Source organism: Dysgonomonas sp. GY75, assembly GCF_015234155.1.
GTDB classification, from domain to species: domain Bacteria; phylum Bacteroidota; class Bacteroidia; order Bacteroidales; family Dysgonomonadaceae; genus Dysgonomonas; species Dysgonomonas gadei.
In genome coordinates, this window is record NZ_JADCLQ010000012.1 from 511428 (window position 1) to 533078 (window position 21651).

A 21651-nucleotide genomic window follows, 5' to 3' on the forward strand; every position below is an offset into this window, starting at 1 on the left:
AACCGATCTGTTTATTGTTCTTTACCAGCCCGGATTTTGTACCAGACTCTTATTGTAATAAAGCGACTCCTCGCGCAATGGCCACAAATAGTCGCGTGGAGCTACAAATTCCTGATCAAATAATACTTTCGGCCTATAGTATGCTTCAGGAACTTCCTGATCTATATCCCAACCGTGTATTTTCTGGTTCAGTACAGTAGCAGCTGTTTTCCATCTCCTCAAGTCCCAAAAACGCTGCCCTTCAAAAGCAAGTTCAATAGTACGTTCCTGTTGGATTATTTCGCGAAGTCCGGCTTTAGTTTTAAATTTATCCGGCTTAGTAGAGTATGTTGTCCACGACTCATTCACTCCTTTCAACCCGGCCCTTTCACGTACCAAGTCAATCCATTCTAATGCAGCAATCGTTTGATCGCTTTCATTCAGAGCTTCTGCATAAAGCAGATATAAGTCTGCCAAACGCAATTCGGGCCAAGGAAACCACTCAGTGGTAGAACTATTGCTTGATAATACAAATTTCCAGCTGATAAGTTTTTTAGGCCAGTATCCTGTCACAGAATAATTATATGCGCCAAGTTTTGCCTGCGGTTGCCCCATGCGTGCTTTTACGGTAAAAGTGTTCTCATCCGAGCCGCTACGACTATTTTGCATATACCATACAGATCCGTCGAAAGCAAGGTTTGCATAATAACGGTTTTCTCGATGATAATTGAGCTTCGCAGTCACATAACCTTCAGCCAGATTAAAACGTTCCTGTGTTCCGGCAACCTGACTGGTATATCTGCCCGAATAGTCCCATGTTTTATCTTCATTTAAAGGTACGCCATTATCGGTATAAAAATTATTGGCGATTTCAATTGTAGGATTCAGGCGTTCCTGTGCAGCCCACATATTTCCAAGATTCGCCGGGTCTATGCGTGCCATACAGACAGATTGCAGATTGTTTACCGCCCTGCCCGACAGTCCCCAGATAAGCTCGTTATTCCATTTCTCACCAATACTATTCCTTATACTCATTTGTATTTTGGTCGTGTCGGACAAACGGTCATTACTCTTGAATGTATATAACTGTATATTATTCAGTTTACATGATTCTATTGCAGCATAGCAAGCTTCAGCTGCTTTTAGCCATTTGTTCTGGTCGTATTCGGCATTAAACAAATGTACGCCTTCCTTGTCTGTAAAATCAGCATAATCCGAATTGCCGTTGAATAACGGACTGGCTGCCGTCACTAATAGTTTGGCTTTCAATGTCAGGGCAATGGGTTTGGTTATACGCCCAAGTTCTTCGGTCTTATTCGTAACCTCCTGTGGCAAATACTCGTAAGCTTCATCCAGCAGACCGGCTATATAATTTACAACCTCATCCACAGAACTACGTTTTTTCTGCATTTCCAACGGAGGCGCATCTATGGCAATATTTTTATCTACAATAACAATTGGACCATACATTCTGAACAGTAGGAAATGATAATAAGCCTTCAGGAATTTAACCTCTCCAATCCAACGTTGTCTCATTGTTGATGTCAGGTCAGGCACTTTGTTCGTATCTTCTACATTTTCCAGAAAAATATTACAATCTCGTAATGCATTATATAAGGCTCTTCCACCTCTTCTTCCTTCCCAGTAGTTCATATACGGATCATTCGTGTTTTGTTGCCCCCGGGCAATCATCCACGGATCAAAATCACTTCCCGGATAATATGCCCATAATTCATCTGCTCCCATAAGACCGACGTTCCCGGTATGTTCGTGGTGGGCAGGAATATATGAGTAGCATGTCATCAGGTATTTTTCTGCCTCATTCTTATTTGCAAATGCATTTTCAATTGTTGCTATTTTATCGGGAACAATATCCAGATAATCGCCGCAGGAGAAAAAGCTGCCGATAAGTAAAATAGACAACAGTATTTTTTTTGTAGTCATAATATCGATTGTTAAAAGTTAACTTGTACACCTAAATTAATAACTCGCTGAATAGGGTAGCCCAAGCCGTTTCCTCCCATTTCAATATCCCAAAGGTTGAACCCGCTGAACAATAACAGGTTTGTTCCGGATGCATAAGCCCTGAGTGAACTTACATGAAGTTTTCTCAACATATGTTCAGGAAATGTGTAGCCAACTTCCACACTTTTTAATCTGAGGAATGCACCATTTCTCATAAACCATGTGTTACGCGGATCAGTATTATTACGCACGAGAGTTGGACTTAAACGTGGCCATAAGGCATAAATATTGCGGTTGCTTTCAGACCAGTGGTTATCTGCATAGGCTTTGATAAGAGGAACATCGCGATGATAAGGATTGTAGTCATCCGGGCTTTTATGGTCGAAAGGACTTGTGTCCTGAGCATTTATCCAAAATGACGAGCGTGCCGAACCCTGAAAGAACATAGAAAAATCGACTCTGTTATTTCCTGCCGAAAATCCAAATCCATACACTATTTCGGGTACAGTAGGATAACCTATCGGAACCATATCGGCATCTGTTATTACTCCATCTCCGTTCATATCTACATATTTAATGTCACCTGGGCCATATTCACTCCATGTTTGTCTGGGGGAGTTGGCTACATCGTATTCGTCAATGAATAAGCGTTCTGCAATCAATCCGTATTGCTGGTTGAGCGACTGGCCTATATGAGACCTGTATTTTTCATTATATTCCGGTTCTTCATATTTCAGGAACTCACTATGGGCATAAGTGAAATTACCTCTGGCCTGTACCCAATAGTTTTTAGGCAGCATCTTCTTATAGTCTAAAGACATATCCACACCTTTGGCCTTGGCTTCCCCTACATTTGCTCTTACTTTTGCAGATAGCCCCATCGATGGAGAAACAGATCTGTCCATTAATATATTTGTCCGTTTTTCGGTGAAGTAATCTATCTGGAATTCGAAATCATTGAATAATCCAAGTTCCATACCGAAATTCGATTTATATGATTTTTCCCATCCTATATCCCGGTTTTCATAACGGCTTATTGATATCCCGTTTTTTCCATATTGGAAATTTTCTCCGAAAGAGTAGGATTTGCCACCGTCATTCATATTTACATTGGATAGATAAAAGAAACGGTCATCCTCGCTACCAATAGCATCATTTCCGACGAGCCCGTATGTAGCCTTAAATTTTAATTTGGAAACGATCTTGCTTACAGGCTTCCAAAACTTCTCGTTAGAAACAGACCATCCGGCTCCCACTGCAGGGAAAAAACCATAACGATTTGTTTTATAAAAACGTTCGGAACCATTATATCCAAAATTAAACTCGGCCATATACCTATTGTCATAAGCATAAGTAAAACGTCCGGAAAGCCCCTGATTTCTGTAAGGCAGTGATTTCTGTAAATCGCCTCTGTTTGCTTCCAGTTTTTCGCGACGCTGGAATACGAGTAAGCCTCCCAGATCATGCTTTTCATTAAATTGGCGGTTATATGACAATGCTGCTTCTATATAAACAGCCGATGATATATCTTTGGAATTCTCGTTATAATCAAGATATTCTGTCGGATTATCTTTTTCGTTAATTTGCGCTATCGTATATGAATCGGTTAGCTTGTCATACGAACCTACTGCATAATAATAAGGATTGTATTTGCGGCTAATACTATAATATGAATATCGAGAAGTATTAAACATAGCCCTCACATTGAGCCCCTGTGTAATAAAGCGCAAATCCTGCTTCAGCTCAATTGTAGCATCCATCTGGGATCTTGAGTAGTCTGTATACCCCTTTACCATTTCCGCATAAGGATTTGTATAATCCGCGCTTGTTCCTGCACCCTCTACTCCGCGTGTAGCGTTCCCAAATAAGATATGATTAGCCTGAGGTTGCAAAGATGACGGGTAATATGCAGGAAATAAGACAGGGTTTGTTCCCATTATTTTCTTATACATCGCTTCTCCTCCGTCTATTGGCCCTGTATAGTCATCGAAAGTCCCGCTTAACCGTACTATAGCTTGTGTCGTTTTGGTCAAGTCCAAGTTTATGTTTGATCTTAACTGATACGTCTCAAGGTTGATATTATTATTAAAGTTATTGCGTTTATCCATTTTCAGATTTCCGTTGTCCTTGTTGTAAGACGCTGCGACATAATAACGCCCGATACCTCCGCCTCCACTGATGTTTACATTCAGACGAGGGTTGTAAGCTGTGTTTTTCATCAGCATCTTACGCCAGTCATTAGCCGGATAAACATAAGGATTAAGTCCCTGTCTTGTCCTTTCTATTTTTTCGTAAGAATAAGGTAGTGCTTCCTGTGGATTCCGGGTCCTTGTGGCCTCGTTAGCCATCTGCATAAATGTAATAGGGTCTGCCAACTCAATGTCACTCGTATTGGACGACCAGGAATTTTCGAAACGTACTGATACTTTCAATGGGCCTTCTTTACCCTCTTTTGTCGTTATCTGAATAACCCCGTTGGCTCCGCGAGCACCATAGAGTGCTGTAGCAGTAGCGTCTTTTAATATGGAGAAAGCCTGTATATCGTCAGGTTGTAGGCGCGACAGATCGGTTGATGTAGACTCAATACCATCTATCAGGATAAGAGGGTCTTTCTTATACCCAAAAGTAGTAACGCCACGTATAAAGAAATCGGCATTATCCTTGCCCGGTTCCCCGCTGCGCTGATAAGCAATGATTCCCGCTAAACGCCCAGCCAGAGCGGTGGTAAGGTTACTTGACGGAACTTTCAGGTCACCAGGGCTAACCGTCGAGATAGAACTGATCATACTCTCTTTCTTCTGTGTCCCAAAAGCGACGACAACCACATCGTCCATCTTCACGGCATCTTCTTTCAAAACGACATCGATGGTTGTTTGGCGCTTCACCTCCACTTCAGCAGTCTGCATACCAATAAAAGAGTATACCAGTACAGCTTCAACCGGTACATTTTTCAGGGTATACTCCCCATTGGTGGATGTCATTGTCGCATTTGTCGTACCCTTTACCAGAACGGTAACTCCGGCCAAAGGCAGATCGCTCTCATCTTTTACAATGCCCTTCACAGCTATCCGTTGTTGTAATTCTTCGCTTGTTTCATTAATCCCATTGACAGCAAATAAATGAAATGGGAATAACATCAAAAGTGAAATAAGAATACAAGTCTTGAATAAAGACCCAAATCTTATACATTGTGTTTTTCTCATAAGATTAGATTAGTAAGTTATTATTGAATGAATACTATGTGGTATGAAATAATACCGTGAGTGTTATTTGTAAGTTCATTCCGGTTCCATAGATATTATTTTAAGGTTCGACAAAAGAATTATCGATCAAAAGTACGATTTCAAAAATCCAGTATCGTTACATGAATTTTTCAAAAAATAGGAGAAATGTTCCATCAATATCAATATGCGCCTATTTTAAGACATCTCTCCTATTTTTTGAAACATTTGTCAATATCGATTTCTTTATATTTGCAACATATATAAATAACCATGCTATGAAAAGACTAATTTGTTTCATTTTTCTATTCTTTTCTTTTTTGATTCACCTATCTGCTTACGATTTTTCCTTTACTCAAATAGATGGTAGGATGGGGCTATCACATAATAATGTAAAAGCAATAATACAAGACAGCTATGGCTTCATGTGGTTCGGAACGCGTAATCGCTTAAATAGATATGATGGAATATCATTAAAACAATTTGACTGCTATGACCCTCATCTGGGAAAACGCAACAATAATGTAGGTGCACTTTATGAAGATATAAATAGAATATTATGGGTTGGAACCGATAAGGGAATATTTCTATTCGATCCTATTAAGGAAACTTTTACTTTTTTTGATAACAAAACCGAGAGCGGCATTGGGATCTCAGACTGGATTTCAGACATTCAAAGCGATCCGGATAATAATATATGGATTATATGCCCGAATACGGGTGTTTTCAAATATGTAAAAGCACAAAACAAGCTGTCGCATTATACTGTTGTGGAAAATCTGAAACTCAGCGTAAGCAATCCTCAGTGTATGACTATTGAAAAAAACGGAAAAGTATGGATAGGAACAAATGTTTCGGGGGTCTATCTCTATGATAAGCAGAAAGATAACTTTACGCAGCAGCTTGGCAACAGTGACGGGAATAATTATTTGTCGGGGAAAAATATCTATACCATTTCGCATGATAATGACTATATCATAATCGGCATCCATGAAAGTAAGCTTCTGAAGCTGGACAAACGACGGAATATAATTGTAGACATGAAGGTAGACGAAATCAATTACAAGATAATAAGGGATGTGCATGTATTCAACGACAATGAAATATGGGTCGCAACCGAGTCTGGCATCTTTGTTATCGACCAGAAACAAAATATTATCCATCATGCCAAAGAAGACCCAGGCAACTCGTATGCATTATCTGATATGCTGACGGAGAAAATTTATCAGGATAAGGAGGGTGGTATCTGGATCGGTTGCAAATTTGGTGGCGTAAATTATCTTCCAAATAGGATCAACAAATTTGAAAAATATTTTCCTACCAAAGAAAATACACGTATATCGTCCAGACGTATAAGGGAAATAAAAGAAGATAGAGATGGGAGTATTTGGATTGGGACGGAAGATGCCGGACTAATGCACTTCGACCCTATAAAAAAAGAATTCAAGGCTAAAAACAATCTTTTATATAAGAAAACACTGGCTATTTTCCCAACAGACGAAGAAGTCTGGGTAGGATATTTCAAAAACGGACTGGATAAAATAAATAAAAAAACGAACTTTGTAGCCCATTCTTCGCCCGAAGACCTGGGACTGGACGAAGAAAGCGTGGGGACGCTCTGTGAAGACCGATACGGAAGAATATGGCTTGGAAACGGATGGGGCGTATTTGTTGCAGATAAGGGAGATGCAAAATTCAAGCGGATGAACATATTCGGCTTCAACTATATATTCGATATAATAGAAGACTCGGATGGCTTTATATGGGTGGCTACCATGGGAAACGGAGTATTCCAGTACAATCCCAAAGATAATAAGATATCCCATTTCACAAATAATGGACCTGGCACATTAAGTTCCAACTCGGTCAGCAATATTACGGAAGATCATCTGGGCCATATCTGGTTTGCTACCGACAGAGGCGGAATATGCATATACAATAAAGAAAAAAAAGAATTTACCACCTACTCCATCAAGGAAGGTTTACCGGATGATATCGCTTACAAAATCGTAGAGGATAAGGAGCATAACCTCTGGTTTGGTACAAATCAGGGCTTAGTGCGCTTCAATCCGGAAACAAAAGCCATAAGGGTATTTACAAAAAATGATGGATTGTTATCGGATCAGTTCAATTATAAATCAGCATTACTCAGCAGTGATAATAAGTTATATTTCGGATGTGTCGACGGATTGATTGTCTTCGATCCCGACAAATTCAAAGAAGAAGAATATACACCTCCTGTCTACATCACCAAGTTCTTCATATCGAATGAAGAGATCAAACCTTCGAGCCCAAACTCTCCTTTGGAAAACAGTATAATGCATACCTCGAAGATAATACTTTCATATAACCAGTCGAATATAGGTTTCAATTTTGTGGCACTCAATTATAAGGCATCTCACTCTAACCTTTATGCTTACAAAATGGAAAATATAGATGACGACTGGATATATACCCGCAACAATTATTCGGCGTCTTATGCCAAACTACCTCCTGGCAAATATACTTTTAAGGTAAAAGCTTCGAATAACGATGGAATCTGGAGCGAAAATGTACGGACAATTGATATAGAGATACTGCCTCCCTGGTGGGCTTCTGTATTTGCTGTTATAGCTTATATCTTCCTATTTCTCATCATATCATATCTTATCCTACGATACTCTTTAAAAAGATATAAGAAGAGAAATCTGGAAAAACAAAAACTGTTTGAAACTGAAAAAGAGAAAGAGTTGTACGAAACTAAAGTCAATTTCTTTACAGAAATTGCACATGAAATACGCACTCCTGTCACCCTCATCAATGGGCCGCTGGAAACAATTATGAAAACGGAAATAACAGATAAGAAAGTCAGGCACAATCTTGAAATAATAGAGAATAATACTAAGCACCTACTGAATCTTATCAATCAACTATTGGATTTCAGAAAAGTAGACAGCGATAAATTTCTGTTGCATTACAAAAAAATAGATTTAGATCATTTTATAGAAGAAATAAAGAAAAGATATGAAGGTCAATGGGCCGTCGGCAAAAAAGAATATAATGTGATATATAATCCTGTCGGGAAGCATATTATAGCGGATAAGGACGCATTGACAAAAATATTCGATAATATGCTTTTGAATGCTATAAAATATTCATCAAGGAAAATAGAGATGGAAATTTCTTTAGACAACACCTATTTCATTGTCAAGATATCAAATGACGGAGAACTTATAAAAGACGAATTTAAGAATAAAATATTCGAACCTTTCTTTCAGATCAACAAGACTTACAGTGAAAATTCCGGTTCGGGCATAGGCTTATCACTTGCCCGGTCACTTGCCGAACTACACGGAGGATACTTACTGTATAATATTCAGGATAATATGAATATCTTCACACTGAAAATACCAGTAAATCTGGAAGCCGAAGAAGAAAGCAAAGAGGAAATAAATAATACAACACGTCTAAATATTATATCGAAGAAACATAGCCCCACTATCCTTATTGTTGAGGATAACAAAGATATGTTGACCTTTATTGCCGAGTCTTTATCCGACGAATATATCATTGAAAAAGCAAAAAACGGTATCGAAGCACAACAAATAATAGCATCGGCAAACATCGATATAATTATCAGTGATGTTATGATGCCCAAGATGGACGGGTTTGAATTATGCAGCTATATAAAATCATCAACGGAATACAATTATATCATATTTATTCTGCTCACAGCCCGCAACGATCTGGAAAGCAAGATCAAAGGGCTGGAATTAGGGAGTGATGCCTATATAGAGAAACCTTTTTCACCAAGTTATCTCAAAACAATGATTATGTCTCTGATAAATAACCGTCAGAGAGAGTTGGAAATATTCAAGAAAAAACCGTTCCTGCCATTGATCGACAACAGTATAAGCAAAGGTGATAATGAATTTATAAACAAGATGGTAGAAATCATCAATGAGAATATTAGTGATCCTAACTTCAATATAGAACAACTAACTGAAATTTTATTAATTAGCAGGTCGAGCCTCCATAGGCGTATCAAAGCGATCACGGATATGTCGACACTTGACTTTATACGGTATATAAGGTTACAGAAAGCAGTACAACTGATACATGAAGGGAAATTCAGGATCAATGAAATAGGCTACCTGATAGGTATAAATACACCTTCTTATTTCATCAAATTATTCCAGCAACAATACGGGATGACACCTAAAGAATATGAGATACAATGCAATGATAACAAGGAAAATTTACAGGATTTCTTTAATCCTGCCAAATTTCATAAATAGGATTGGAAAATCAGCTAACCCGCCCTTATGAATGCCTTTCCCCGTTGTAAAAATGGTATTCGATAATATCCGTTTTCGTACGACCGGGTCGAAGGATATTCACTTCAAAACCGGCATGGTTCAGCCCGTCGGGGTGATATTGAGCCTCGAGGCAAAGTCCGCTCATCGGTCCGAATCTACCCGACAGGAAATCGCCTGTATAAAGCAGCACACCGGGCATAGTCGTATATACATCCATCGCGATACCCGATGAAGCGCTTCTTGCAGAAGCTGCAATTCCGGAATGCCTGCCTTTTATGAAAAAAGTATTATAACCCCTCAGGTTATCCTTCTTTAGGGGCATCATTTCCCCGGCCGTTTTGTATTTACGAAAATCGAACGCGGAATTATCCAATAAAAGTATCTTCCCTGTCGGCAGGAAATTATTGTCCGTTTCCAGATAATGGCTTGCATTTACCTGTATTTCATGATTCGATATATCCGCATCCTGCCGCGAAAGATTGAAATAGCTATGATTGGTAAAATTGACAGGAGTTTCTTTATCCGACAGGGCTCTGTATTCTATTCTCAGTCTGTTTTCATCAGAAAAAGAGTAAGTAACCCAAAATTTCAGATTCCCGGGAAAGCCTCCTTCCCCATCTACACTCTCGGCAGAGAAAGTTATACTGTTTTCATTTATCCGGGCATCGAATATCTTCTTATTCAATCCATTAAACCCTCCATGATTAGAGTTTACCCCATCATTTTTTTCCACATTATAGGTTTGCCCGTTCAGCACGAAACGGGCATTGGAAATACGGTTAGCATAACGCCCTACAGTACATCCCAGATAAAACTGATCTGTGAAATAATCCTCAATAGTTTCATATCGCAAAGCCACATTCGCAAACCTGCCATCCGCACCGGGAACAACAACAGATACAACAGAAGCTCCGTAATTCAATACTTCAATATAAGCTCCGGATACATTTGAAATACGGTATAATGCAACTTCTTTGCCCTTATAGATAACTGATTTTCGTTTTGAAATCTGAGACATAATCTTCCCTTTACTTTAAACCGACACAAGACTATTGCCGATATATCCTCAAGGCCAATCCTCCGCCGGCAGCTACAGGAAAAGTCATTTTCGAATCTGAATTTACATCCTCAACCTTATAAACATAATGCGTTGCCCATAATCCGGCATCATCTCCGTCTTTATAGATATCGGCCTTATACTCTTTTCCTTTGTCAAGAAATGAAAAATCAATTGTCATATTGCGGGCTGCCCAATCGGTCATTCCACCTATATACCAATTCTCACCTTTCTGCTTTGCTATAAGGATATATTCGCCTACTTCAGCATCCAGTACTATTGTATTGTCGAATGTAACAGGAACATTAGACAGGAACTTCATTACATTGGCATCCTTTCTGTACTCGGAAGGTGAATCACAGAGCATGGCCAGATACTGGTCATAAACAACAAACATCGCTAATTCATGGCAACGGGTTCCTTGTGCAGAAGGTAATCCCGGATCAATCGGCCTGAATAGTTGAGGAGAACAATTACGCATCGCACCCGGAGTATAATCGAGCGTCCCGCCCAACATGCGGGTAAATGGAAAAGTCACATGATGCTTAGGGTTTGCAGTCAAATCCCATTTGGAGCATTCGCCACCCCGTACAGCTTCATAGTTTACTATATTGGGATACATACGTTGCATCCCCGTAGGTTTACTGCAACCATGAAAATTAACCATCAGCTTGTTTTCCGCAGCCTTGCGTGCAATTGTCTCATACCAATCCATTGCCAGTTGGTCATCACGGTCAAAGAAATCGACTTTGATACCGGCAGCACCCCAATCATGCATCATTTTCAGATATTCATCCGCTTTATCGGTCAGGGCCATAGCAACACACCATAAAAATACACCTACATTCTTTGATTTGCCGTAATTGATTATCTCTTTTATATCTACTTTCGGATTTATCTGCGACAGGTCGAAAATATGCGACCAACCCGCATCAATCATCAGGTACTCCAGATTATTTTCTGCTGCAAAATCTATATAATGCTTATACAAGGCCGTATTCCTGTTAGCCATGCCCGATGGAATATCCGCTTCGGGCAATATGGCATCGTGCCACCATTCCCACGCCGCTTTTCCGGGTTTTATCCATGATACATCCGTCAGTACCTGAGGTGTTGCCAGTTTGTAAACAAGCTCATTTGTTAGCAGCTTCTTATCATCTTCCGTTACAATGATTACTCTCCAGGGAAACTCCTTTTTACCATCGGTTTTAGCAATATAATCCTTTGTACGTTGTACTACGGAAACAAATCCCCAACTGCCTAAAGCCGTACTATCAGGATAATGTGCGAAATCTCCGGAAAAACCCCTCGCGCTCTTTTCCAGATACATGCCCGGATAATCCCTGACATCGGATTCTGCCACCACAACCTTTACATTATCAGGCATTGTGAATAATACAGGAGTAATAGACCGTTTTCCGTCTGATATAGCAGACGCACTGGTGTAATCTATTTGCATCAGTTCCCACGAAGTATAATTAGATGTTTCCTGAAAGATAACGGCAGGATCTCCAGCTATATTTACATTGACAATTTCGTTTTTCACTATTATTTCCCCATCAAAATCAGTAATAAACCGATAGGCGACACCTTCGTTATATGCCCTGACAATTAATGAACAGCCCCCTTCAAAATCTATTCTCGTTTCATTATAATTATCAGATAAAAGTTTAAACTTACCGTATAACGGTTCAATCGTCTCATTTACAGATTTGGACTGAATATTTTCTATCCTTGCATTTATCCCCGGTGTTTTCCCTTCCAGTTCAAGCCCTATTACCGAACGGGTTACAATTTCTTTTTCGTTAAATAAAGCTCTATAAGACAGAGAATCTTTTGTCTCGATCACAATCTTCAACTTAGAGTCCGGGGATACAATTTCGATATTCCCTTTCTTACAAGAAGTAAAAAAGAGAATACCGATTAACAGAATATATAAATATTTCATCATCTTACACTATTAAGTTGAAGTACAACACTTTCATATTCATTATACATAGGGAACGTAAGCCCAACATTCATAAGATAATCTCCACTAAATTCCTTACCCTCGTATGCTGACGAACGCGACCAGTCAGGTGAAATTTTGTTGATTTCTTTCAGCGTATATTTCATATCCGGGTCAAGTCCCTGAAGATATATTGTTTGTATATTAGGTTTAATTTCTTTTCTTACAAGGAAATTAAATACAATAGCTTCATTCTTATCTTCGGAAATATACATGAAAACAGTACGATTATTCTTATAGGGAGATAATATCCTGTAAAGGTCTCCATGTAAAACGGTTTTCCTTATTTTCTTATAAGTTTCTATAGCGTTTCTTGAGAAAACTTTCTCTTCATCGGTCATTTGCACGGGTTGCAGATCCATACCAAGTTTACCTGCCATCGCTACATCAAAACGATATTTCAAAGGAGTACTACGACCTGAGATATGATTAGGTGATACAGAAACATGGCTTGCCAATCCGATAGTAGGGAAAAAATATTGTGCGCCCCACTGTGTGAAGATTCGTTGCAACGGGTCGTTATTATCACTGATCCAGTATTCATCGAAATTCTTCATGGATGCATAGTCGATACGCCCTCCGCCACCGGAGCATAACATAAATGTTACATCAGGATATTTCACCCTTATTTTATTCATTATTTCCAGCAGAGCATTACTGTAATCTATCCAGAGATGAGATTGACGGCCGGCAGCGAGATATGATGAACCAGGATTATATACAAATCTGTTGCAATCCCATTTCACATAATCTATACCCGGGTTTTCCTGCAATATATTATCCACAGTATTATATACAAACTCCTGTACTTTAGGGTTACTTAGATCTAGAATCAACTGGTTACGTTGCTCGGTACGCTCCCTGTGAGGCTGCGCGATTATCCAGTCAGGATGTTTTTCATACAATTCGCTTTTCGGGTTTACCATTTCAGGTTCTACCCAGATACCAAATTTCAAACCTCTCTTATGGCATTCGTTTATCAGATATGGAATACCGTTCGGCAGTTTTTTCTTATTGGTTTGCCAGTCTCCAAGCCCGGCATTATCACCATTGCGCGGATACTTGTTACCAAACCAGCCATCATCAAGAAGGAATAATTCAAAGCCCATCTTAGATGCATCGTCAATAATCCGGGTTAGTTTTGGTTCATCAAAATCGAAATAAGTTGCCTCCCAGTTATTCAACAGGATACTTCTTTCTTTATCGCCATTTTTAATTCCGTACTTCCGTGCCCAACGATGAAAATTGCGTGTCACCTCGCCACTGCCCTCATTGCTGTATGTATATAATAAAGCAGGAGTTTTAAATGATTTATCTTTATCCAAAGTATATGCAGAGGCATAAGGATTTATTCCGGATAATACGCGCAATTCCTGGTCATTATTGACCTCGAAACAGAATTGGAAGTTTCCGGGCCAGGCCAGTGTGCCACCAATAACTTCACCATGATTTTCCTCCACAGGATTATCCAATGATAAAAGAAAACATGGATGCGTGTATTGATTTGTTCTTACGCCTAATTTCGAATCAATAATTTTAATACCCGGAGTCAGTTCTTGTTCGGCAATGTTCATCTCTTCGGCCCAATCTCCGTGAAACTGGCTTACAAAATAGTCCTTCGCATAAAAAGACAAATCGGAAGATGCAAAATTCTCCAGCCTTACACTGTTGTTTTCGGCATTACGAATCTCCGCCCATTGCCCGATAATATTTTCCTTCTGATAGGCATTATAATGCAGGTCGACATACAACCCGTAATAAGCATCCTTCAGCGATATGACAGTATGGACAATATTATCATCCGGCCGGTCTGATTTTGAAGATATATAAACCAGATCCGTAGATGTATTCCCGTCCGCATGAGTTACCCTCAAGGCTGCTTCGAACACATGGCTGGTACCGAATGTAGCGTATGCATTATAATCTTTTAACGGGACTTTTTCCAGTTCGTCCAAATGCCTGGTTCTCTTACCGAAGTAGCTTTGTTCAAGCTTCTTCTTTTCGTTTACTTTTAGTAACAGGCATGTATTGTCCGTCGTAATTGTTATAAAATCATTTGCAAATACCCCAATAGCAAGCATGAGGCATAATGTTGTAACCAGGTATCTCATTTTTCAATTTTATTTAATATAAGTTGACTATCCAGATGGTTTATATCCAACTCTTTTACTTTTCTCAGATATTCTTTGGCTTTCTTTAAATTACCAAGTCCCAGATGACCGAGCCCCATTACATAGTAACAATGTATCTGATTACGGGTGTTCAAATCATCTTCCCAAATAGCCAAATCCGGCAAAGAAACCGCAAAATAATCAATACGGCAGTTATCGAACAGATGTTTTTCTCCATGGGCTACCAGCTTGTTATAACGGCTGTGTGCTTTATCCATATTACCCAGAGCTTCCCATGCCAGCCCCTGATAGTAAATCTTGTCCGGTTGCTGATCGTTATAGAAAAATGCCTGTTGCGGCTCCGCCATTCCAACAATTGCTTTCTGCAAGAAGAACTGAGCTTTTTGTTCATCGCCCAGGCCCCGGTACGCAATTCCTTTGTAGTAATCAATATCATTTTCTTCAGCATTCGCCAATTTGCCTTCGCCCAAATTATGAGGATAAGTGTCTGTTTCATGCAAGAGCCTCAAAGCTTCTCCATATTGTTTATTTGCAATAGATTGTTTTGCCAGCTCTATCCGGCAAAGTATATATTGCCTGGTGATTTTCCCTTCACCACCTTCCCATGGATGAAACTTGCGCGCATTAATAAGCTCCATAGCTTCTTTATATTTACCCAATTGATTATAAAGGGTGATACGTTCTATGCAAAGGTCATCGCGCTGCTCCGTCAGTTGAGGATACTTTTCGAGTAAAGCAAGCCGTTCGGCATGGGAAAATCCTCTTTTTTTGTAGAGTTGATCCAGTTCCATCAATAGACGTGAGTCTGTCGGGTCCAACGCAAATGCTTGTTCCAGTAGCTTTTTTGCTTCCTGTTTTTTATTGTATTTGTTATAGTATGCCAAAGCCAGATTACGCAATACGGTAGGATATTTATTATTCAGTTCTTTTGATTTTTCCCAGCATACTGTTGCTTCATCATATTGGCGGGCGGCATACCAGAAGTTGCCAAAGTAATATGGCGCCAGAGAATCCGAAGGATTTACTTTCATTGCATCCTGTAAAATATTCACTTCTTCTATCCGATTCGGGAAGCACTTTTCGGGAGGCATCTGTGATGCTTTTATATAGTATTCTTTTGCTTTTACCGGATTGCCCGAATGTGAAGTAAAATAACCTAACGTGTAATATACCATCGGGTATACATTATTTTCATCGATTATACTGTAAGACAGGAATTGTTCCGCTTCCTCATACATACCTGCATTGGCGAAATCGAGAGCATATTCGATATATGAATGGGTTGCTCCTCGCATCAATGCTTTCAGTTCATTCAGGTCTTTAGTATCGTTTGTCAGAAGATATTGTTCGAAACGGCATCCCATATTGAATTTATCGATTTTCAGCGATTCTTCAATCAGGTTCAATGCCTCTTTTTTTCTTCCCAGTTTTCTTAATATTGAAGTTTTGAGTTGACGTGCCTTATGATTGTGCCAGTTGCGAATAAGGCTCCGGTCTATCCTGTCCAAAGCATCTGTCCACAAACCTCTGTTTGCATCTATTTGGGCTAAGGCGAAATATCCACAGTCTTGCCAAGCCGCATTCCATGTCGCCTTGAAAAAAGCAGCATAAGCGTCATCATTTTGTCCCTGCATTTTAAGGCACCAGCCCAGATTGTAATGCGGTTCGCCATCGTATGGATTAGGATTGCGTTCGGTTTGGGTTTCTATTGCCTTGCGAAAGAAAGGCTCTGCTTTGGCAAACTGCCCTCTGCGCATCAGTAAAAGCCCCATTGCGTTGTTGCAACGAATATCACCGGGTTCACGGCTGAGGGCTTCCATATAATAATCAACCGGATTGTAAGTAGCGTGGCGATACTGCTCCAGATGAAGTCCCGTCAGATAAAGCTGTTCCATAGATGCGATATCCTTAGGCTCTTTCGCTGGTTTTGCAGAATCCGGAGTCGGCTTTATTTCGGGTTTATCAGCCTGATATGCCAATAATTCTTTTCCATCTGATGCATACAGTTCAAATTTCAGATTCTCCGGAAGTATTTCTCCAACTACGACTTCTTTCAGATACGATTCCGCCGGGGAAGTATTTGTACAATCATCCAGAAACATTTTGCCTTCTGTATTCTTTAGAATTACACGGAGATTCTTGAATTCTGAAGTTGTGTAAAGAATAATATTAGCCTTATGGCCTTCAATTTCTATGTTTACAATTGCGTCTTTGTTTGCATTCTTTACATATCCTACCTCAGCGTAAGGCATAAAATACTGTACCCATGATTTTTCTTCATTAGGCTGCAACCATGTGAAGTCTGGCTGGTTATCGGTATAAACGCCTGTCATTAGCTCAATGTATGGGCCATCCTCATCTGTGAGGTTTCTATCCCAGGCTATACCGAAATCGCCGTTTCCCCATGTCCATTGTTTTTTCCCCGGAGAAATATTATGGTTGGCAACATGTAACAGGCCTCCTTTTGTATCATCTTCGTATCCGCCTACGAAATCGAATTTGGATTCGATAGCCATATATGAGGTAGGAACAGGTATATTCTTATATTTAGATATGTCTACCCCCGCGGAATAATCTTGTTTATAATATTCACCTGTAGCGATAGGAAAATTTGAAACAGCCCGTTTGCCATGATCGAAAACGGCATGTACATCCGGCGGAAACACCGATTTATACCCATCATTCACTACCACAGCAGGATTGGCCCACCATAGGAACGTTTGAGGAAATGCTGTACGGTTATATACTTTCACGCTAATCTCAATATATGCTTTTCCCGGATAGAGAGTAAAGCCTTGCATACCTTTGGTGCGGAACATACGTTCCACTTCATTGCACCATACAGTAACGCTTCCATCCTTATTCTCTTCTATCAGGTAGTCTGTAGGCAGGAATGTACTTGGGCGGTGATGCTGCGGCCAGTTAAACTCGATTCCTCCGGATATCCAGGGACCGGTAAGACCAACCAAAGCAGGTTTGATTACCTGGTTATAATATACAAAATGACGTTGTTTTACTTTATCATAAGCCATTTGTATACGACCGCCCAGCTCGGGTAATATCATTACCTTAATATATTCGTTCTCAATAAACAATGCCTTATATTGTTTATCTTTCTTTTCATCTGAAACCTTTTCTACTACAGGATAGGGATATACCCCCCCAGAACTTCCCTGATAAACCCGCTTTTCTAAAAAGATCGGATTCTTTTCTTCCTCTCCTATTTCATATGTAGGCAACATGATGTTTTCTTCCCATGCACGGGCTACATTTTTTTCATTCACTGTAGATTGAATCAGATAATGAGTTATCTTTTCCATTATGCTTTCGCTTTTTAAATTAAATGTTAAACAATCAAGGTCGCAGACCTATTTATTTTCTTTGCAGATAAAACAGCAATAGTTTGTTATAATCTAAGTATTATTGTTTTGGATACTCCTACTCCTTATCTGGTGAGCTCTTTTTCTATTTCTTCAAGAGATTTACCTTTTGTCTCAGGAAGGTTATTCTTCACAAAGACAAATCCTAACAGACAGATAATTCCATATAGCCAGAATGTACCATATGCGCCCAAACCGCTATTCAGCAGAGGGAATGTGTAAGTAAGGATAAAGCATGCTGTCCATAGAGAGAATGTAGATACAGCCATTGCCATCCCCCTAATACGTGTCGGGAATATTTCGGAGATAACCACCCATGTGATAGGAGCCAGTGTCATGGCGTAGCATCCTATAGCCAGCATAACCAGCACTAATACCGCCATACCTGAAATGTGAAAATAATAACATGCTCCAAGAATGGCATATATGCATGTCAGGCCAATAGCCCCAAACAATAGTAATGACCTGCGCCCGAGCTTATCCACAGTATACATACCCACTATAGTGAATATGACATTGGTAACCCCTGTAATTACTATATTGAACAGAATATCGGAAACGCCATACCCCGCAGCAGAAAAAATCTCCTGTGCATAATTGAATATTACATTTATCCCGCACCATTGCTGAAATGCGGCTATTACAACCCCGATCAGTAATATTTTAGGCATCTTTCCTTTAAAGAGAAGCCTGAAGTCTGCCATTTCTGTAACTTCTGATAAAGAAGCACGTAAAGACGATATTTCTGACTGAGCATATTCTATACCGCCAATTCGTGTCAGGATTTTTTCGGACTTATCAAATTTCAGTTGTGTACCAAGCCATTTCGGACTTTCGGGGACAATGAATATCATTATAAAGAATAGTATAGCGGGAATGCCTCCGGCCCAAAACATCCAGCGCCATCCTATTTGGCCGTTCCATGAATTCAAAATATCTTCTCCCGGATTAATTGGATCTGCGATAAGCCAGTTTACCAGTTGTGCAGAAAGTATTCCAATTACAACTGTAAGCTGGTTGAGCGAAACGAATTTACCTCTCACGCTCGCCGGGGACACTTCAGCTATGTACATCGGCGACAAATTGGAAGCTATACCAATACCTATACCACCCAAAATACGGTATGCTATAAACCAGGGTAATGTATCGCTGATACCTGTACCTATAGCGGCCACGATAAATACAAGAGATGCTATTATCATCAAAGGCTTTCTTCCGTAACGATCTGATAAACTGCCGGATACCATCACACCTATCAGACATCCCAGAATAGCACTACCCATTACCCATCCTTGCATATAAGGTGAGTCTGTAATATCAAAAAAGACTTCATAAAATGGCTTTGCCCCGCCGACAACTACCCAATCGTACCCAAACAGTAGTCCGCCCATAGCTGAGACAAATGTAATAAGCAATAAATAAGAACTATTCTTTTGTTTCATCGTGATATTGATTTAATGTCAGTTTAATGAATGTAAAAGTACTATCTTCATATGAACTAAAAATGTAACTTTTCTTCAAAAACATGTAAAATATTATTATTTTAGCGGACAAAATCAATACCATTTAAATAGAACAATCATGGAAAACATTGAAATAGCCGAAGGTTTCAAAGGAGAGAAGGCTATCGTTACCCCCTATAATATAAGAGAATACCAGGATTCTAACGAAATAACCAGACAATTATATGTAACCCATATTGGTTATTACCCGAATGCAAAATATCATTTTCGACAAAGGATAGATGGAACGAATGAGAATATTCTTATCTATTGTGAAAAAGGTAAAGGATGGATTGAATGCAAGGATGAAAGGTATATCCTTTCAGAAAATCAGGCATTCATCATTCCGGCGGGTGAAAGCCATGCTTATGGAGCAGAAAGCCGTAATCCGTGGAGCATATACTGGATACACTTTAACGGAAAAAATGTGCATATGTTCAGCTCTATTATCGGGAGGCAACTATTTATAAAAGAGTCTGATAACAGTAGATACAACGACCGTATCACTTTATTTGAGGACATGTATCAAAATCTGGAAATGGGATATAATCCCGAGAACCTCGAATATATCAGTTTTTGTCTGATGCACTTTCTGGCTTCCCTGAAATATCTTACTCAGTTTAGGGAAATTAAAAATGTGAGAGTCGATGATGTGATACAACAATGTATCCACTATATGAAAGATAATCTCGAAAACAAAATAACCCTGAAAGATATTGCAGATGCTGTAGGCTATTCAAGCTCTCATTTCACGACATTATTCACCCAGAGAACATCTTTTTCGCCTATGGTATATTATAATCAGTTAAAAATACAAAGAGCATGTTCGTTTCTCCAATTTTCAGACCTAAAAATTAAAGAGATAGCTTTCCGGCTGGGATATTATGATCCGTTCCATTTTTCCAATTCCTTTATCAAGGAAATGGGAATAACTCCGAAAGAATACAGAAAAAGATACTATGAGGACAAAAGCAGCAATATAAAAGATATTTGATAATCGGGCTATGAGAAACCAGAGAGGATATTGCAATGGGTATTCCTAATTATCCGTCAAATACAAAATATCGTTCTTCAATCATTTTTCATTTCGCATATTTGAAATTTAACTTACTCTCCTCCTTAAAATGAGAAGTACACAATGTCTCTCGAACCAATTAGGATATGTTTTTACAAATGAACATCTTTTATTCAATTGAAATGCTTATATAGAAGAGACTTAAACAATGAATTTTCCATATTCGCAAAATCAGACGTAAGCAAAAGATCAGGAAATATTTCGATCTAACAACATGAAAGCCGCCTCTTATTAAAAGAAACGGCTTTACAGGTATAAGTGGAAAAATTAAATAGTATCCCCGTCCCTTATGTAACCTTTTAGAATATGTAACCTTTCTCAGATAAATAACTATTTTCCAAAGATATTTAATTGAAGAAGGTTACATAATATTTCTACTTTCCGAGATTTTCAAGCATCTCAAGCAACCCTTTATTACGATGCCAGATTGGTAATGATTCAGGTTTTGGTGACAAAGAGGTTTTTTCAATTGCCTCTAATTTTTGTCTTGTACTTATCCGTGCGTATATTTCAGTTGTCTAATCCGAAATTTCGGATTAAACCACGAATCCTAAACCAAAACAAATCCTAAACTAAAGACCAATTAGCCAATATATCAGCATGCTATGAATAATGAATTTAGGATTTTATCATATTTGTATGGTAAACATATAAATATAGATAAACATGAATATCAAAAAATTAAAGAGTTCATATCCTCTTTTCATTCGGCATTTAGCAGAAGAGTTACATTACTCAAAAAGTACGGTTCGAGATTATCAGGCTGTAATTGATCTGATTTTCAAGTTGGAAAAATCTACTTCGGATATCAAAACCTACGAAGAAGTTTACGATTATTTGGTCCGTGAAACTAATCTGGCGGCATCTACATTAAAGGAAAAACGTACCAAGATCAAAAGGATAGCAGATTTTGAAGAGCTTGACCAGCTTCCATGTTATCATGAACATAGCAGGCCCCTGTTTAAGAAGGACAAATACTCGCTGCTTAATACGCATTATCGTAATCTTATAGACACATATCTTTCTAAAATAGC

Annotated in this window: 10 protein-coding genes; 3 read left to right on the forward strand and 7 right to left on the reverse strand. The window is 39.1% G+C overall.

Features of this window, described 5'->3' with window-relative positions; all coding sequences use genetic code 11:
* Positions 1-21: 21 nt before the first annotated feature.
* Complete coding sequence (locus tag IR083_RS07470) at positions 22-1923, reverse strand: RagB/SusD family nutrient uptake outer membrane protein (RefSeq protein WP_194223805.1); 1902 nt, start codon at positions 1921-1923, stop codon at positions 22-24.
* An 11-nt stretch (positions 1924-1934) separates the two neighbouring features.
* Positions 1935-5081: a SusC/RagA family TonB-linked outer membrane protein gene (locus IR083_RS07475; RefSeq protein ID WP_194223806.1), complete on the reverse strand. Its 3147-nt coding sequence runs from the start codon at positions 5079-5081 to the stop codon at positions 1935-1937.
* A gap of 362 nt (positions 5082-5443) precedes the next feature.
* Here IR083_RS07475 and IR083_RS07480 point away from each other — a divergent pair, with 362 nt between their 5' ends.
* The gene (locus tag IR083_RS07480) at positions 5444-9442 is read left to right on the forward strand and encodes a hybrid sensor histidine kinase/response regulator transcription factor (protein WP_194223807.1); all 3999 of its coding nucleotides are present in this window, start codon (positions 5444-5446) and stop codon (positions 9440-9442) included.
* A gap of 25 nt (positions 9443-9467) precedes the next feature.
* On the opposite strand, the gene IR083_RS07485 is transcribed toward IR083_RS07480, so the two are convergent.
* The 5 genes from IR083_RS07485 to IR083_RS07505 all read right to left on the reverse strand — a co-directional run bounded on the left by IR083_RS07485 (position 9468) and on the right by IR083_RS07505 (position 19482).
* Entirely contained in the window at positions 9468-10481 is a 1014-nt protein-coding gene (locus IR083_RS07485) for an aldose epimerase family protein (protein ID WP_194223808.1), read from the reverse strand.
* 31 nt (positions 10482-10512) lie between these two features.
* Complete coding sequence (locus IR083_RS07490; RefSeq protein ID WP_194223809.1) at positions 10513-12471, reverse strand: glycoside hydrolase family 97 protein; 1959 nt, start codon at positions 12469-12471, stop codon at positions 10513-10515.
* Positions 12468-14639, reverse strand: a complete 2172-nt coding sequence (locus IR083_RS07495) for an alpha-galactosidase (protein WP_194223810.1) — start codon at positions 14637-14639, stop codon at positions 12468-12470. The genes IR083_RS07490 and IR083_RS07495 overlap by 4 nt, the downstream gene beginning before the upstream one ends.
* Positions 14636-17980 carry a DUF5107 domain-containing protein gene (locus tag IR083_RS07500; RefSeq protein ID WP_194223811.1) on the reverse strand — a complete coding sequence of 1115 codons (3345 nt, stop codon included), beginning with the start codon at positions 17978-17980 and terminating at the stop codon, positions 14636-14638. The genes IR083_RS07495 and IR083_RS07500 overlap by 4 nt, the downstream gene beginning before the upstream one ends.
* A 125-nt stretch (positions 17981-18105) precedes the next feature.
* Positions 18106-19482 (reverse strand): sugar porter family MFS transporter, encoded by a 1377-nt coding sequence (locus tag IR083_RS07505; protein WP_194223812.1) that lies wholly within the window; start codon positions 19480-19482, stop codon positions 18106-18108.
* A gap of 139 nt (positions 19483-19621) precedes the next feature.
* On the opposite strand from IR083_RS07505, the gene IR083_RS07510 reads away from it, so the two are divergent.
* Together IR083_RS07510 and IR083_RS07515 are read left to right on the forward strand one after the other, a co-directional pair.
* Positions 19622-20536: an AraC family transcriptional regulator gene (locus tag IR083_RS07510; protein ID WP_194223813.1), complete on the forward strand. Its 915-nt coding sequence runs from the start codon at positions 19622-19624 to the stop codon at positions 20534-20536.
* Positions 20537-21283: 747 nt separating this feature from the next.
* On the forward strand, positions 21284-21651 hold a 368-nt coding region (locus IR083_RS07515; protein ID WP_194223814.1), incomplete at its 3' end, for a hypothetical protein.